This is a genomic window from Marinobacter sp. MBR-105 (genome assembly GCF_053628895.1).
In genome coordinates, this window is sequence record NZ_JBRJHG010000029.1 from 1 (window position 1) to 15,864 (window position 15,864).

Genomic DNA, 15,864 nt, shown 5'->3' on the forward strand with positions numbered 1-15,864 from the left:
TCGCTCCGATCGCCATGGAAGATGGCCTGCGCTTCGCGATTCGCGAAGGTGGTCGTACCGTTGGTGCCGGCGTGGTCGCCAAGATCATCGAGTAACCTTCGGGTTACTCGTTTGTTGTTGCGCTGAGTTGTTTCGGTGCAGGCCAGTAGCTCAATTGGCAGAGCAGCGGTCTCCAAAACCGCAGGTTGGGGGTTCGATTCCCTCCTGGCCTGCCATTTTTCAACATCCGGATACATAAGCTGATTCCTATGGAGTCAAAAGCCGTTCAGTCGACCAGCCGTTTCGATGCTCTGAAATGGCTGGTTGTTTTTGTTCTGATTGCCGTTGGTGTGGTTGGTAATCAGTATTTCAGTGCCGAGTCTGTGCTGTATCGGGTTCTGGCTCTTGTTGGGCTGGGTCTTGTTGCTGCATTTGTTGCGCTGCAGACCGAGCGTGGCCGTCGTTTTGCCACCCTGTTGAAGGAAGCACGCGTAGAGATCCGGAAAGTCGTCTGGCCCACTAGGCCTGAGCTGGTTCAGACCACGATTATTGTTGTGGTGTTTGTTCTGGTTGTGGCTCTGATCTTGTGGGGTATGGATTCGCTGATCAGCTGGCTGGTCGCCGGCTTCATCGGCTAACGGGAGTGGGCAATGGCTAAACGCTGGTACGTCGTTCATGCGTATTCTGGCTTTGAAAAGCACGTAATGCGCACTCTGAAGGAGCGTGTGGCGCTCGAAGGCATGGAAGACAAGTTTGGCGAGATCCTGGTTCCGACCGAGGAAGTCGTCGAAATGCGCGATGGCAAGAAGCGCAAGAGCGAGCGCAAGTTCTATCCCGGGTACGTATTGGTCCAGATGGAAATGGATGATGCCTCATGGCATCTTGTCAAGAATACTCCTCGGGTACTCGGCTTCATTGGCGGTACCAAGGACAAGCCGGCACCGATTACCGAACGCGAGGCTGAGGCAATCCTGCGTCGTGTAGAAAGCGGTGCTGACAAGCCCAAGCCGAAGACATTGTTCGAGCCGGGTGAGATTGTACGCGTTGTTGAAGGTCCGTTTGCAGACTTCAATGGCGTTGTTGAGGAAGTCGACTACGAGAAGAGTCGAGTTAAGGTTGCGGTCCTGATCTTTGGCCGTTCAACTCCGGTAGAGCTGGAGTTTGGTCAGGTCGAGAAAGACTGAGCGTAGCCTGAAAACCTGAGAGCTCGCGCGCCACGGCGACGCGGGCTTTTTGTGTCTGCTGAAGGCAGTTATATAAACGGGGAGCCGAGAGGCGTCAGAACCCACAGGAGAACTATCATGGCAAAGAAAATTGAAGCCTATATCAAGCTTCAGGTTGCTGCCGGTCAGGCCAACCCGAGTCCCCCCGTTGGTCCGGCCCTGGGTCAGCGCGGCGTAAACATCATGGAATTCTGTAAGGCCTTTAATGCCAAGACTCAAGGCATGGAGCCGGGCTTGCCGATTCCGACTGTCATCACCGTATACAGTGATCGCAGCTTTACCTTTGTTACCAAGACCCCGCCGGCGCCGGTGCTGCTGAAAAAAGCGGCTGGCATCAAGAGCGGTTCCGGTCGTCCGAACACGGACAAAGTGGGTACGGTAACGCGTGCTCAGCTGGAAGAAATTGCCAAGACCAAAGAGCCGGATCTGACTGCTGCCGACATGGAAGCAGCGGTTCGTACCATTGCCGGAACTGCCCGCAGCATGGGCCTGAACGTGGAGGGTCTGTAAGATGGCAAAGCTGAGCAAGCGTCAGAAGCTGATTCGTGAAAAAGTAGACTCTACCCGTGCCTACACCGTTGATGAGGCGGTAGCACTGTTGGCCGAGCTGGGCCAGAACGTCAAGTTCAAAGAGTCTGTAGACGTGGCCGTTAACCTTGGTGTTGATGCGCGTAAATCTGACCAGGTCGTACGTAGCAGCACTGTTCTGCCGCACGGTACTGGCAAGACTGTTCGTGTAGCTGTGTTCACTCAAGGTGCCAATGCCGAGAAAGCCACTGCTGCCGGTGCAGACGTGGTAGGTATGGATGATCTGGCTGACGAAGTGAAAAAAGGCAATATGGACTTCGACGTGGTTATTGCCACTCCGGATGCCATGCGTGTGGTTGGTCAGCTGGGCCAGATCCTTGGTCCGCGCGGCCTGATGCCGAACCCGAAGGTTGGTACTGTAACTGCAGACGTTGAGACTGCGGTCAAGAACGCCAAAGCCGGCCAGGTTCGCTACCGTACTGATAAAAACGGCATTATCCACGCTCCGCTGGGTAACGTTGAATTCTCTGCGCAGAACATCAAGGAAAACCTTGAAGCTCTGGTGGCAGATCTGAAAAAGGCCAAGCCTGCATCGTCGAAGGGTGTGTATCTGAAGAAGATCACCATCTCTTCCACGATGGGTCCTGGCCTGACTATCGATCAGGGTACTCTGAGCATCTGAGGCTCTGAGCGGTAGTTACTTTGTAGTCTGGGCGGAAGCCAAGGCTGTCAAAGACCGCAGGCCCCCGCAGCGCCCTCTTGAAGGGCGCCTCAAGGGTTAAAGCAACGCCTGCGCAGACGGTGTGACGACGTTCTCTCTGAACCCAAACACCGTTAGGCGTCCCGCGAGGGACATAGATGGGTTTGCTGGCATAAGCCGGCGAAATCGAGGAGAAAACCAGTGGCAATTAGACTCGAAGACAAGAAAGCGATCGTCGCTGAAGTCAACGAGACTGCTGGTACTGCTCTGTCTGTGGTTTTGGCTGACTACCGTGGTGTCACCTCCGGTGACATGACGGCGCTGCGTGCCAAGGCTCGTGCCGAAAACGTGCGTCTGAAGGTTGTTCGTAACAACCTGGCAAAGATCGCGATTCGTGGTACCGAGTTCGAGTGCATTGATCCGGCGCTGGTTGGTCCGACCATTCTGGCTTTCTCAATGGAAGATCCGGGTGCCGCTGCGCGCCTGCTGAAGGATTTTGCCAAAGAGAAAGAGGCGTTCGAAATCAAGGGTCTGGCTGTCGGCGGTGAGCTGATGGGTGCAGAACAGATTGATCGCCTGGCTACGCTGCCGACGCTGCACGAAGCGTTGACCAAGCTGGCCATTGTTACACAGGCACCAGTTACCAAGCTTGCACGTACCCTGAACGATATTCCGGGCAGGATCACACGTGTTGTAGCTGCAGTCCGGGACCAGAAGCAAGACGCTGCTTGATTCTGTTGAACACCATTTTTTACATTTTTGGGAGAAAGTCATGGCTCTGTCTAAAGACGATATTTTGAATGCAATTGCTGAAATGAGCGTAATGGAAGTTGTTGAGCTCGTAGAAGCAATGGAAGAGAAGTTTAACGTTTCTGCTGCTGCCGCTGTTGCTGCCGCTCCGGCTGCTGCCGCTGCTGGCGAAGCCGCCGAAGAGAAGACCGAGTTCGACGTAGTTCTGACCGGCGCTGGCGAGAAGAAAGTAAACGTTATCAAGGCCGTTCGTGAACTGACTGGCCTGGGCCTGAAAGAAGCCAAGGAAATGGTTGACGGCGCACCTTCTACTGTTAAGGAAGGCGCAAGCAAGGACGAGGCTGAAGAAGCCAAGAAGAAGCTTGAGGAAGCAGGCGCTTCTGTTGAGCTCAAGTAAGAGTCGGCTGTTGATCGACACCGTGCGTTAAGCATGGACGGGCTGGTGGCTTCGTGCCACCGGCCTTTTTCTGTTGTATATGCTATAGAGTCTGGTGTGCAATTGCAGGTTGATGTCAGATCTATAACCTACAGCCAGAGTCTTGTTCAAGACGGCGCGATAAGCCGAGCAACTCGGCCCCGAAGCAGAACATTTGATTGCTTCTTGATACCAGGTATCAGGTCTAAAGCTGGGGAATGCAGATGACTTACTCCTACACTGAGAAAAAGCGGATTCGCAAAGACTTTAGTAAATTGCCTTCCGTGATGGAAGTCCCCTATTTGCTGTCTATTCAGCTGGATTCGTTCCGGGACTACCTCCAAATGGAAACTGCGCCTGAAGACCGCCGGGAAACTGGTCTTCATGCAGCATTCAAATCCGTATTCCCGATCGTCAGTTATTCTGGCAACGCCGCGCTCGAGTATGTGAGCTACCGAATCGGCGAGCCAGTCTTTGACGTCAAGGAATGTCAGCTCAGGGGCGTAACTTACGCCGCGCCGCTACGGGTGAAGGTCCGCCTGATCATTTATGATAAGGAATCGTCCAACAAGGCGATCAAGGACATCAAAGAGCAAGAAGTCTACATGGGCGAAATGCCCCTGATGACCGAGAACGGTACCTTTGTTGTTAACGGTACCGAGCGTGTTATCGTTTCCCAGCTCCACCGTTCACCTGGTGTGTTCTTCGATCACGACAAGGGTAAGACCCATTCCTCCGGCAAGCTGTTGTACTCAGCCCGGGTGATTCCTTACCGTGGCTCCTGGCTGGACTTCGAGTTCGATCCGAAGGACGCCGTGTTCGTTCGTATCGACCGCCGTCGTAAGCTGCCGGCCTCCATTCTGTTGCGTGGTCTGGGCTACACCTCTGAGCAAATGCTCGAGATGTTCTTCGAAACCAGTAAGTTCAGCCTGGGCGCGGAAGTGTGCAAGCTGGAGCTGGTGCCAAGCCGTCTGCGTGGCGATATCGCAACCTTCGACATCAAAGACAATGACGGTAACGTAATTGTTGAAGAAGGCCGCCGGATCACTGCCCGTCACATCAAGCAGCTGGAAAAAGCCGGTATCACCGAGCTGGAAGTGCCGACCGAGTATCTCTACGGTCGTGTCCTGGCCAAGGACATGATCGATCAGTCTACCGGCGAAGTGCTGGTAGAATGCAACACCGAACTGACCGAGGAAGTGGTTACCAAGATCCTTGATGCCGGTGTTAAAGACATTGAAACCCTGTACACCAACGACCTGGATTGCGGTCCGTTCATGTCGGATACCCTGCGTATCGACCCGACCCGCACCCCGCTCGAAGCGTTGGTGGAAATCTACCGCATGATGCGCCCGGGCGAGCCGCCTACCAAGGAATCTGCGGAGAATCTGTTTAACAACCTGTTCTTCTCCGAAGAGCGTTACGATCTGTCCGCCGTTGGCCGGATGAAGTTGAATCGTCGCCTGGGCCGGGAAGAAAGCACCGGCGAAGGCACGCTGACGCACGACGATATCATCGACGTACTGAAGACTCTGATTGCCATTCGTAACGGCCAGGGCCAGGTGGATGACATTGATAACCTGGGCAACCGTCGTGTGCGTTGCGTGGGTGAAATGGCCGAAAACCAGTTCCGTGTTGGTCTGGTGCGTGTTGAACGTGCGGTTCGTGAGCGTCTGAGTCTCGCCGAAAGCGAAGGCCTGATGCCGCAGGACCTGATCAACGCCAAGCCGGTTGCGGCCGCTGTGAAAGAGTTCTTTGGCTCCAGTCAGCTGTCCCAGTTCATGGATCAGAACAACCCGTTGTCCGAGGTTACCCACAAGCGTCGTATTTCCGCGTTGGGCCCAGGTGGTCTGACCCGTGAACGCGCTGGCTTCGAAGTCCGTGACGTACATCCGACCCACTACGGCCGCGTGTGCCCGATCGAAACTCCGGAAGGCCCGAACATCGGTCTGATCAACTCGCTGGCAACCTACGCCCGGTCCAATTCCTACGGCTTCCTTGAGAGTCCGTACCGGAAGGTGGTTGATGGTGTGGTGACCGACGAGGTGGTTTACCTCTCTGCGATTGAAGAGAGCAACTACGTGATCGCCCAGGCCAGCGCCGCTACCGATGAAGGCAAGCGTCTGACTGACGAGCTGGTTACGGTGCGTCACCAGAACGAATTTACTGTAGCGCCTCCGGAAGCGGTTAACTTCATGGACGTATCTCCGCGCCAGGTTGTATCGGTCGCGGCGTCTCTGATCCCGTTCCTGGAGCACGACGATGCCAACCGGGCCCTGATGGGTGCGAACATGCAGCGTCAGGCGGTGCCGACCTTGAAGTCGCAGGTGCCTTTGGTGGGTACCGGTGTTGAGCGCACGGTGGCTCAGGACTCTGGCGTGTGTGTAACCGCGCGTCGCGGTGGTGTGATCGAAAGCGTGGATGCGGCCCGTATCGTGGTTCGCGTCAACAACGAAGAAACCGAAGCCGGTGATGCAGGTGTGGATATCTATAACCTCACCAAGTACACCCGCTCCAACCAGAACACCTGTATCAACCAGCGTTCTATCGTGCGTCAGGGTGACGTGATTGCCCGTGGCGATGTGTTGGCGGATGGTCCTTCTGTGGATCTGGGTGAGCTGGCTCTGGGTCAGAACATGCGCATCGCGTTCATGCCCTGGAACGGTTACAACTTTGAGGATTCCATTCTCATCTCCGAGAAAGTGGTTCAGGAAGACCGTCTGACCACCATCCACATTCAGGAACTGACCTGTGTGGCTCGTGATACCAAGCTGGGCAGCGAAGAAATCACCGCAGATATTCCGAACGTGGGTGAAAGCGCACTGTCCAAGCTGGATGAGTCTGGCATTGTCTACATCGGCGCTGAAGTGGGTCCCGGCGACATTCTGGTTGGTAAGGTAACGCCGAAAGGCGAAACCCAGCTGACCCCGGAAGAGAAGCTTCTGCGTGCCATCTTTGGTGAAAAAGCGTCTGACGTTAAGGACACATCTCAGCGTGTGCCGACCGGTACCCGTGGTACGGTCATTGACGTTCAGGTCTTCACCCGTGACGGTATCGAGAAAGATGCCCGAGCGCTTTCGATCGAGAAAGAGCAGCTGGACAAGTACCGTAAGGACCTGAAAGACGAGTACCGCATTGTTGAAGGTGCGACGTTCGAGCGTCTGATGGCCGCTCTGAAAGGTCAGGAAGTGATCAGTGGTCCTGGCCTGAAAAAGGGTGCGAAGCTGGAAGAAGCCTACCTGGCGGAACTGCCGCGAGCCGACTGGTTCAAGCTGCGCATGAAAGACGAAGCTTTGAACGAGTTGCTGGAGAAATCCGAGCAGGGCCTCGAGGATCGCAAGAAAGAGCACGAAGCTCGCTTTGACGACAAGAAGGGCAAGCTTCAGCAGGGCGACGATCTGGCTCCTGGCGTACTCAAGATTGTTAAGGTTTACCTGGCAATCAAGCGTCGTATTCAGCCGGGCGACAAGATGGCTGGCCGTCATGGTAACAAGGGTGTTATCTCTGCGGTTATGCCGATTGAAGACATGCCCTACGACGAGTTTGGCAATACCGTCGATATCGTTCTGAACCCGCTCGGTGTACCGTCGCGGATGAACGTTGGTCAGGTGCTTGAGACTCACCTGGGTGCTGCGGCGAAAGGCCTGGGTGAACGGATCAGTCGTATGCTGGACGAGCAGCGCAAGGTAGCTGAGCTTCGTAAGTTGCTGGACGAGATCTACAATCACTCGGACGAAGTGTTCAAGGTTGACCTTGATAGTCTGACTGACAAAGAGATTTTCGAGCTGTGCAACAACCTGCGTGGTGGCGTTCCCATGGCAACACCGGTCTTCGATGGTGCCAAGGAAGCTGAGGTGAAGAGAATGCTTGAGTTGGCTGGCCTGGATACTACCGGTCAGACCAAGCTCTATGACGGCCGTACCGGCGATGCGTTTGATCGTCCGGTAACTGTTGGCTATATGTACATTCTCAAGCTGAACCACCTGATCGACGACAAGATGCACGCTCGTTCTACCGGCTCTTACAGCCTGGTTACCCAGCAGCCGCTGGGTGGTAAGGCTCAGTTCGGTGGTCAGCGCTTCGGTGAGATGGAAGTCTGGGCTCTGGAGGCATACGGTGCCGCCTATACCCTGCAGGAAATGCTCACCGTCAAGTCTGACGACGTAAACGGTCGGACCAAGATGTACAAGAACATTGTCGATGGCGATCATCGTATGGAGCCGGGCATGCCTGAATCCTTCAACGTTCTTGTCAAGGAAATCCGCTCGTTGGGTATCGACATCGAGCTGGAATCCGAGTGAGCCGAATTGTTTTTGGCAGCGTGAGCGGGCACTCCGTGTGCCCGCCCGAGATTAACGCCATCCGGAGCTTTAACTGATGAAAGATTTGCTGAATCTTCTCAAGAGCCAGAATCAGAGCAAGGAATTCGACGCCATCCGCATTGGTCTGGCGTCGCCTGACATGATTCGTTCCTGGTCTTTTGGCGAAGTAAAAAAGCCTGAGACCATTAACTACCGTACCTTCAAGCCGGAGCGTGACGGTCTTTTCTGTGCCAAGATCTTCGGCCCGATCAAGGACTACGAGTGTCTGTGCGGAAAATACAAGCGCCTCAAGCACCGCGGTGTCATTTGCGAAAAGTGTGGTGTCGAGGTTGCCCTGGCGAGCGTTCGCCGTGAGCGCATGGGCCATATTGAGCTGGCCAGCCCGGTCGCCCATATCTGGTTCCTGAAGTCGCTGCCGTCCCGCATCGGTCTGATGCTGGACATGACCCTGCGTGATATCGAGCGGGTTCTTTACTTCGAGAGCTTTATTGTTATCGATCCGGGCATGACCACTCTGGAGAAGGGCCAACTGCTGAACGATGAGCAGTATTACGAAGCCCTGGAAGAGTTTGGTGACGAGTTCGACGCCCGCATGGGTGCGGAAGCCGTCAAGCAATTGCTGGAAGACATCGATCTGCAGGCAGAAGTTGACGCGCTGCGCGAAGAAATTCCGCAGACCAACTCCGAAACCAAGATCAAGAAATTCAGCAAGCGCCTGAAAATTCTGGAAGCGTTCCTGTATTCCGGTAACAAGCCGGGCGACATGGTCATGACCGTGCTGCCGGTTCTTCCGCCGGACCTGCGCCCCCTGGTTCCGCTGGATGGTGGCCGTTTTGCCACTTCCGACCTGAACGACCTGTACCGTCGGGTGATCAACCGGAACAACCGTCTCAAGCGCCTTTTGGAGCTGAATGCTCCGGACATCATCGTGCGTAACGAGAAGCGGATGCTGCAGGAAGCTGTGGATGCCCTGCTGGACAATGGCCGTCGTGGCCGTGCCATCACCGGCACCAACAAGCGCCCCCTGAAGTCCCTGGCTGACATGATCAAGGGTAAGCAGGGTCGTTTCCGTCAGAACCTGCTGGGTAAGCGTGTTGACTACTCCGGCCGTTCGGTGATCGTGGTAGGTCCGTACCTGCGCCTGCATCAGTGCGGTCTGCCGAAGAAAATGGCTCTGGAGCTGTTCAAACCGTTCATTTTCTCAAAGCTTGAGCACCGCGGACTGGCGACCACGATCAAGGCCGCCAAGAAGATGGTCGAGCGTGAGGAAGGTGTGGTCTGGGATATCCTGGATGAGGTCATCCGTGAGCATCCGATCCTGCTGAACCGTGCGCCGACCCTGCACCGTCTGGGTATCCAGGCGTTCGAGCCGGTTCTGATCGAAGGTAAGGCCATTCAGCTGCACCCGCTGGTGTGTGCGGCCTACAACGCTGACTTCGATGGTGACCAGATGGCGGTTCACGTACCGCTGACTCTCGAAGCCCAGCTCGAAGCCCGCGCGTTGATGATGTCCACCAACAACGTGTTGTCGCCCGCCAACGGCGAGCCCATTATCGTACCGTCTCAGGACGTGGTACTGGGGCTGTACTACATGACCCGTGAGCGCCACGCCGCTCTGGGTGAAGGTATGGTCTTTGCTGACGTCAAGGAAGCCCATCGCGCTTACGGTGCTGGTCAGGTTGACCTGCAGGCGAAGGTTAAGGTTCGGGTCAAGGAAGTTGCGGTTGACGAAGACGGTAATCGTACCGAGAGCTTCCGCATTGTCGATACCACCGTTGGTCGCGCTCTGCTTTACGATATCGTGCCGGACGGCCTGCCGTTCGAGATCGTCAACAAGCCGATGGTGAAGAAGGCGATTTCCAACCTGATCAACACCTGTTACCGGGATGCTGGTCTGAAAGACACGGTCATCTTCGCTGACCAGTTGATGTACATGGGTTACCACTACGCAACCCGTTCCGGTATCTCGATCGGCTTTAACGATTTCGAGATCCCGCCGGAGAAGTACGAGCTGGTGGATGCGGCCTCCGACGAAGTAAAAGACATCGAAAACCAGTACGCATCCGGTCTTCTGACCCAGGGTGAGAAGTACAACAAGGTGATCGACATCTGGTCCCGTGCCAACGACAAAGTGTCCAAGGCAATGATGGAGCGTCTGTCCAAAGAGCAGGTTATTGGCCCTGATGGCCAGCCAGTGAAGGGCGAAGACGGTGAAGACCTGATGCAGGAGTCCTTCAACTCCGTCTACATGATGGCCGATTCCGGTGCGCGGGGTTCCGCCGCCCAGATCCGTCAGCTGTCCGGTATGCGTGGTCTGATGGCCAAGCCGGATGGTTCCATCATCGAAACGCCGATTACGGCCAACTTCCGTGAAGGTCTGAACGTACTCCAGTACTTCATCTCGACTCACGGTGCTCGTAAAGGTCTGGCGGATACTGCACTGAAGACCGCGAACTCCGGTTACCTGACTCGCCGTCTGGTTGACGTGTCTCAGGATCTGGTGGTGACCGAGGAAGACTGTGGTACCGATGAAGGTCTGCTGATGACGCCGCACATCGAAGGCGGCGACGTGGTTGTGCCGCTGGGCGACCGGGTTCTGGGTCGTGTGACGGCTCGTGATGTGTTCACGCCGACTGACAAGGACAACGCTGTTGTTCCTGCGGGCACGCTGCTCGACGAAAAGACTGTCGAAATGGTTGAACGCGCGGGTGTAGACGAAATCTGGGTACGCTCTGCGATTACCTGTGAGACCCGTCACGGCATCTGTTCCAAGTGTTACGGCCGTGATCTGGCCCGTGGCCACCAGGTGAACGTGGGCGAAGCGGTAGGTGTTATCGCTGCCCAGTCCATCGGTGAGCCGGGTACCCAGCTGACCATGCGTACCTTCCACATTGGTGGTGCCGCGAGCCGGGCGTCTGCGGTAGACAATATCCAGGTGAAGCATGGTGGTACGGTACGCCTGCACAACCTGAAGTCGATCGAGAAGACCGATGGTTCGCTGGTGGTGGTGTCCCGTTCTTCCGCGCTGGCCATTGCTGATGAGCAGGGTCGTGAGCGTGAGTGGTACAAGCTGCCGTACGGCGCTGTGCTGTCTGTGAAGAATGGTGATCAGGTAGAAGCCGGTGTTGTGGTTGCCAAGTGGGATCCGCACACGCACCCGATCATCGCGGAAGCGAAGGGCACCGCCAAGTTCGTCAACATGGAAGAGGGCATTACTGTCCGTACCCAGGCTGACGAGCTGACCGGTCTGTCCACCATGGAAGTGATTGACCCGAAAGAGCGTCCGGCTGCGGGTAAGGACATTCGTCCGGCCATTCAGCTGGTCGACGACTCGGGAGAGGAAGTGGAGCTGCCTGGGGGCGGTACCGCGATCTTCTTCCTGCCGGCCAACGCTCTGGTAACCATGGCGAATGGTGCCAAGATCGAGCTGGGTGATGTGGTCGCCCGTATTCCGCAGGAAAGCTCGAAGACCCGGGACATCACCGGTGGTCTGCCTCGGGTTGCCGACCTGTTCGAGGCCCGTCGTCCGAAAGAGTCCGCGATCCTCGCGGAGATCAGCGGCGTGGTTTCCTTTGGTAAAGAGACCAAAGGCAAGAAGCGCCTGGTGATCACGCCGAAGGATGACGATGCCTATGAGGTTCTGATTCCGAAGCATCGCCAGCTCAACGTGTTCGAAGGTGAAACCGTTGAAAAGGGTGAGGTGATCTCGGATGGTCCGTCCAACCCGCACGACATCCTGCGTCTGCTGGGTGTGGTCGAGCTGGCCAAGTACATCACCAACGAAATCCAGGACGTGTACCGTCTGCAGGGCGTTGTCATCAACGATAAACATATCGAGGTTATCGTTCGCCAGATGCTGCGCAAGGTCGAAATCACCGATCCGGGTGATACCACGCTGCTGTCGGGCGACCAGGTAGAAATTACCCAGGTGATGGAAGAGAACGAGAAGGCGAATGCGGCAGACAAAGAGCCTGCACGCTTCGAGCGTCTGCTGCTTGGTATCACCAAGGCATCGCTGGCGACCGAGTCCTTCATCTCTGCGGCCTCGTTCCAGGAAACCACCCGGGTTCTGACCGAGGGTGCGGTGACTGGCAAGCGGGACTACCTGCGCGGTCTGAAGGAAAACGTGGTGGTAGGGCGTCTGATACCGGCGGGTACAGGTCTTGCCTATCACAACGAGCGCCGTCGCAAGCGTGACCTGGAAGAGCAGGGCGTGACTGCGGCCGATGTTGAAGAAGCTCTGAGCGCCGAACTTAACCGCGAAAACTGAGTTCGTGCGCGCCACCCTCGGGGTAGATACCTACCTTCAGGGTGGTTAAAAAGAGATCAGTCATCTTGACTGACTCGGGGCGCAAGCTTAAACTTGCGTCCCTTAAATTTTACCCCCTGCATTGGGGGTAAGTTTCATTGGTATGGTTTTTTTGGAGTTTGCTTACATGGCAACGATTAATCAGTTGGTGCGTAAGCCTCGTAAGCGCAAGGTAGCCAAGAGCGACGTTCCCGCGCTCCAGGCTTGCCCTCAGCGCCGTGGTGTGTGCACTCGTGTATACACCACTACGCCGAAGAAGCCGAACTCAGCACTGCGTAAAGTGTGCCGTGTTCGTCTGACTAACGGCTACGAGGTTTCCTCATACATTGGTGGTGAAGGTCACAACCTTCAGGAGCACAGTGTTGTGCTGATCCGTGGCGGTCGAGTAAAAGACCTTCCGGGTGTGCGCTATCACACTGTTCGCGGTACTTTGGACACCCAGGGTGTACAGAACCGTAAGCAGGGCCGCTCCAAGTACGGTGCAAAACGACCCAAGTCCTGATGTCCCGAGCGGGTGTCTTTTATCGTTGCTTGTCAGAACGGTAAGAGTAAGGCTGAGTAGCAGATGGCTATCTCAGGGGTTCCTGAAGACCTTTTAGATATATAAGGGCTTATCGATGCCTAGAAGAAGAGTTGCAGCTAAGCGGGAAATCATTCCCGATCCGAAATTCGGCAGTGCACGTCTTGCCAAGTTCATCAACCACGTGATGGAAAGCGGTAAGAAGTCTGTTGCAGAGCGCATTGTTTATGGCGCGCTCGATATTGTTGCCGAGAAATCCAAGGAAGAGCCGATCGAAATGTTCGAGAAGGCCCTGGAGAACATCCAGCCGATGGTGGAAGTAAAATCCCGTCGCGTGGGTGGTGCTACTTACCAGGTGCCTGTAGAAGTACGGCCTTCCCGTCAGAACGCGCTGGCTATGCGCTGGCTCGTCGAATACTCACGGAAGCGTGGTGAGAAGTCCATGGCGCAACGTCTGGCCGGCGAAATTCTTGACGCGGCAGACAGCAAAGGTGCCGCGGTGAAGAAGCGCGAAGACGTGCATCGTATGGCAGAAGCCAACAAAGCATTCTCTCACTTCCGTTTCTAACAAGCCGAGGTTTATATCGTGGCACGCAAGACTCCTATCAAACGTTACAGAAACATTGGTATCTGTGCGCACGTGGATGCGGGCAAGACCACTACAACCGAGCGTATTCTTTACTACACCGGTCGTAGTCACAAAATGGGTGAAACCCATGACGGCGCTTCCACTACAGACTGGATGGAGCAGGAGCAGGAGCGTGGTATCACCATCACGTCTGCCGCTGTTACAACCTTCTGGCAGGGTATGGACAAGCAATACCCCGAGCACCGCATCAACATTATCGACACACCGGGACACGTTGACTTCACTATCGAAGTAGAGCGTTCTCTGCGGGTTCTCGATGGTGCCGTGGTTGTGTTCTGTGGTTCTTCTGGTGTTGAGCCGCAGTCTGAGACTGTATGGCGTCAGGCCAACAAGTATGAAGTTCCGCGCATGGTGTTCGTCAACAAGATGGACCGTGCCGGCGCTAACTTTATGCGCGTTGTTGAGCAGATCCGTAACCGTCTGGGCGCGACCACTGTGCCCATCCAGCTGCCGATTGGCGCGGAAGACGATTTCGAAGGCATTGTTGACCTGCTGCGCATGAAGGCCATCTACTGGAACGAAGCTGACCAGGGCATGACCTACGAGCTTCGCGACATTCCGGAATCCATGAAGGCGGAAGCCGAGAAGGCTCGCGAGCAGATGATTGAAGCTGCTGCCGAAGCCAACGAAGAGTACATGGATAAGTATCTGGAAGGCGAAGAGCTGACCTACGAAGAGATCAAGAAGGGTCTGCGCGATCGTACCATCGCCAACGAGATCGTTCTGGCGACCTGTGGTTCCGCGTTCAAGAACAAGGGCGTTCAGGCGGTGCTGGATGCCGTTATCGAATTCCTGCCGGCTCCGGATGAAGTTAAAGCCATCCGCGGTGAGGTTGACGACGAAGGTACAGAAGAGACTCGTCCGGTTGACGACGATGCGCCGTTCGCTGCTCTGGCGTTCAAGATCGCCACCGACCCGTTCGTGGGCACGCTGACCTTCTTCCGTGTTTACTCCGGTAAACTGGAATCCGGTAATGCTGTGTTCAACTCGGTTAAAGGCAAGAAAGAGCGTGTGGGTCGTATGGTTCAGATGCACGCCAACGACCGTGAAGAGATCAAGGAAGTTCTGGCGGGCGACATCGCTGCTGCAATTGGTCTGAAGAACGTGACCACCGGTGACACCCTGTGTGACGAGAACAACAAGATTGTTCTGGAGCGCATGGAGTTCCCTGAGCCGGTTATCTCTGTGGCGGTTGAGCCGAAGTCCAAGGCAGACCAGGAGAAGATGGGTGTGGCGCTGGGCAAGCTGGCCCAGGAAGATCCTTCGTTCCGTGTTCGCACAGACGAAGAGTCCGGTCAGACCATCATCTCTGGTATGGGTGAGCTTCACCTGGACATCATCGTTGACCGTATGCGTCGCGAGTTCAAGGTTGAGGCCAACATCGGTAAGCCTCAGGTCGCTTATCGTGAATGCATCCGTAAGCCGGTTGACGTTGAAGGTAAATTCGTTCGTCAGTCTGGTGGTCGCGGCCAGTACGGTCACGTAAAAGTGAAGTTGGAGCCGCTGCCTCTGGATGATGAAGATGGCGAAAACTTTATCTTTGTGAACGAGATCGTTGGTGGTGTGGTTCCCAAGGAATACATTCCGGCGGTTCAGCAGGGTATCGAGGAGCAGATGCAGAACGGCTGTCTGGCCGGCTATCCGCTGCTGGGTATCAAGGCGACGCTGTACGATGGTTCCTACCACGACGTCGACTCCAACGAAATGGCGTTCAAAATCGCTGGCTCCATGGCGATGAAGAAAGGCGCCCTCGAAGCAAATCCTGCCCTTCTTGAGCCGATCATGAAGGTTGAGGTTGTTACTCCTGAAGATTACATGGGTGACGTTGTTGGCGACCTGAACCGTCGTCGCGGCCTCGTGCAGGGTATGGATGAGAGCCCTGCGGGCAAGGTCATCCGTGCAGAAGTTCCGTTGTCGGAGATGTTCGGTTACGCCACCGACCTGCGTTCTGCAACACAGGGCCGGGCGTCTTATGCGATGGAGTTCTCCCGCTATGCGGAAGCTCCTTCGAACATTGCCGAAGCGATCATTAAAAAGGGTTGATCCCAGGACTTAAGAAACAGGAAGAGGTGTAACCGTGTCCAAAGCAAAGTTTGAGCGTAACAAGCCGCACGTAAACGTGGGCACCATCGGTCACGTTGACCATGGTAAGACCACTCTTACAGCCGCCCTGACTCGTGTATGTCACGAAGTTTGGGGCACTGGCGAGAGCCGTGCTTTCGATCAGATCGATAACGCACCGGAAGAGCGTGCGCGTGGTATTACCATCGCGACCTCTCACGTAGAGTACGATTCTCCGACCCGTCACTACGCCCACGTAGACTGCCCGGGCCACGCTGACTATGTGAAGAACATGATCACTGGTGCGGCACAGATGGACGGCGCGATCCTGGTTTGCTCCGCAGCTGACGGCCCCATGCCGCAGACTCGTGAGCACATCCTGCTGTCCCGTCAGGTTGGCGTTCCTTT

General features: G+C 55.7%; 13 protein-coding genes and 1 tRNA gene. All 14 read left to right on the forward strand.

What is annotated here, in order from left to right; translation table 11 throughout:
• On the forward strand, positions 1 to 95 hold a 95-nt coding region (locus tag ACSSVV_RS20345), incomplete at its 5' end, for an EF-Tu C-terminal domain-related protein (RefSeq protein WP_020411129.1).
• A gap of 44 nt (positions 96 to 139) precedes the next feature.
• Positions 140 to 215: transfer RNA gene (locus ACSSVV_RS20350), tRNA-Trp, on the forward strand.
• Between the two features lie 33 nt (positions 216 to 248).
• Entirely contained in the window at positions 249 to 617 is a 369-nt protein-coding gene (gene secE / locus ACSSVV_RS20355) for a preprotein translocase subunit SecE (RefSeq protein WP_011784235.1), read from the forward strand.
• Between the two features lie 12 nt (positions 618 to 629).
• Positions 630 to 1,163, forward strand: a complete 534-nt coding sequence (nusG, locus tag ACSSVV_RS20360) for a transcription termination/antitermination protein NusG (RefSeq protein WP_011784236.1) — start codon at positions 630 to 632, stop codon at positions 1,161 to 1,163.
• A 117-nt stretch (positions 1,164 to 1,280) separates the two neighbouring features.
• Positions 1,281 to 1,712, forward strand: coding sequence for a 50S ribosomal protein L11 (gene rplK, locus ACSSVV_RS20365; RefSeq protein ID WP_014420481.1), 432 nt, complete (start codon positions 1,281 to 1,283; stop codon positions 1,710 to 1,712).
• A 1-nt stretch (position 1,713) separates the two neighbouring features.
• The gene (rplA, locus tag ACSSVV_RS20370; protein ID WP_014420482.1) at positions 1,714 to 2,412 is read left to right on the forward strand and encodes a 50S ribosomal protein L1; all 699 of its coding nucleotides are present in this window, start codon (positions 1,714 to 1,716) and stop codon (positions 2,410 to 2,412) included.
• A gap of 219 nt (positions 2,413 to 2,631) precedes the next feature.
• Positions 2,632 to 3,162 (forward strand): 50S ribosomal protein L10, encoded by a 531-nt coding sequence (gene rplJ, locus ACSSVV_RS20375; protein ID WP_014420483.1) that lies wholly within the window; start codon positions 2,632 to 2,634, stop codon positions 3,160 to 3,162.
• 40 nt (positions 3,163 to 3,202) lie between these two features.
• Complete coding sequence (rplL, locus tag ACSSVV_RS20380) at positions 3,203 to 3,577, forward strand: 50S ribosomal protein L7/L12 (RefSeq protein ID WP_011784240.1); 375 nt, start codon at positions 3,203 to 3,205, stop codon at positions 3,575 to 3,577.
• A 242-nt stretch (positions 3,578 to 3,819) separates the two neighbouring features.
• Positions 3,820 to 7,896, forward strand: a complete 4,077-nt coding sequence (rpoB, locus tag ACSSVV_RS20385) for a DNA-directed RNA polymerase subunit beta (RefSeq protein WP_011784241.1) — start codon at positions 3,820 to 3,822, stop codon at positions 7,894 to 7,896.
• A gap of 76 nt (positions 7,897 to 7,972) precedes the next feature.
• Positions 7,973 to 12,187: a DNA-directed RNA polymerase subunit beta' gene (rpoC, locus tag ACSSVV_RS20390; protein ID WP_369612373.1), complete on the forward strand. Its 4,215-nt coding sequence runs from the start codon at positions 7,973 to 7,975 to the stop codon at positions 12,185 to 12,187.
• A gap of 166 nt (positions 12,188 to 12,353) precedes the next feature.
• Positions 12,354 to 12,728 carry a 30S ribosomal protein S12 gene (rpsL, locus tag ACSSVV_RS20395; protein WP_008174844.1) on the forward strand — a complete coding sequence of 125 codons (375 nt, stop codon included), beginning with the start codon at positions 12,354 to 12,356 and terminating at the stop codon, positions 12,726 to 12,728.
• A 115-nt stretch (positions 12,729 to 12,843) separates the two neighbouring features.
• Positions 12,844 to 13,314: a 30S ribosomal protein S7 gene (gene rpsG, locus ACSSVV_RS20400; RefSeq protein WP_011784243.1), complete on the forward strand. Its 471-nt coding sequence runs from the start codon at positions 12,844 to 12,846 to the stop codon at positions 13,312 to 13,314.
• Positions 13,315 to 13,332: 18 nt separating this feature from the next.
• On the forward strand, positions 13,333 to 15,438 hold the full coding sequence (gene fusA / locus ACSSVV_RS20405; protein ID WP_023011585.1) for an elongation factor G: 2,106 nt from the start codon (positions 13,333 to 13,335) through the stop codon (positions 15,436 to 15,438).
• Between the two features lie 34 nt (positions 15,439 to 15,472).
• Positions 15,473 to 15,864 (forward strand): GTP-binding protein (locus ACSSVV_RS20410; RefSeq protein ID WP_454106927.1); only part of this gene is annotated, 392 nt, incomplete at its 3' end.

Excerpts from the sequence above, each read along its gene's own strand:
- rplL (WP_011784240.1), top strand. The coding sequence starts at position 3,203 with ATGGCTCTGTCTAAAGACGATATTTTGAATGCAATTGCTGAAATGAGC.
- rpsG (WP_011784243.1), top strand. The coding sequence starts at position 12,844 with ATGCCTAGAAGAAGAGTTGCAGCTAAGCGGGAAATCATTCCCGATCCG.
- secE (WP_011784235.1), top strand. The coding sequence starts at position 249 with ATGGAGTCAAAAGCCGTTCAGTCGACCAGCCGTTTCGATGCTCTGAAA.
- rpoC (WP_369612373.1), top strand. The coding sequence starts at position 7,973 with ATGAAAGATTTGCTGAATCTTCTCAAGAGCCAGAATCAGAGCAAGGAA.
- rplA (WP_014420482.1), top strand. The coding sequence starts at position 1,714 with ATGGCAAAGCTGAGCAAGCGTCAGAAGCTGATTCGTGAAAAAGTAGAC.
- rplK (WP_014420481.1), top strand. The coding sequence starts at position 1,281 with ATGGCAAAGAAAATTGAAGCCTATATCAAGCTTCAGGTTGCTGCCGGT.
- rpoB (WP_011784241.1), top strand. The coding sequence starts at position 3,820 with ATGACTTACTCCTACACTGAGAAAAAGCGGATTCGCAAAGACTTTAGT.
- rpsL (WP_008174844.1), top strand. The coding sequence starts at position 12,354 with ATGGCAACGATTAATCAGTTGGTGCGTAAGCCTCGTAAGCGCAAGGTA.
- nusG (WP_011784236.1), top strand. The coding sequence starts at position 630 with ATGGCTAAACGCTGGTACGTCGTTCATGCGTATTCTGGCTTTGAAAAG.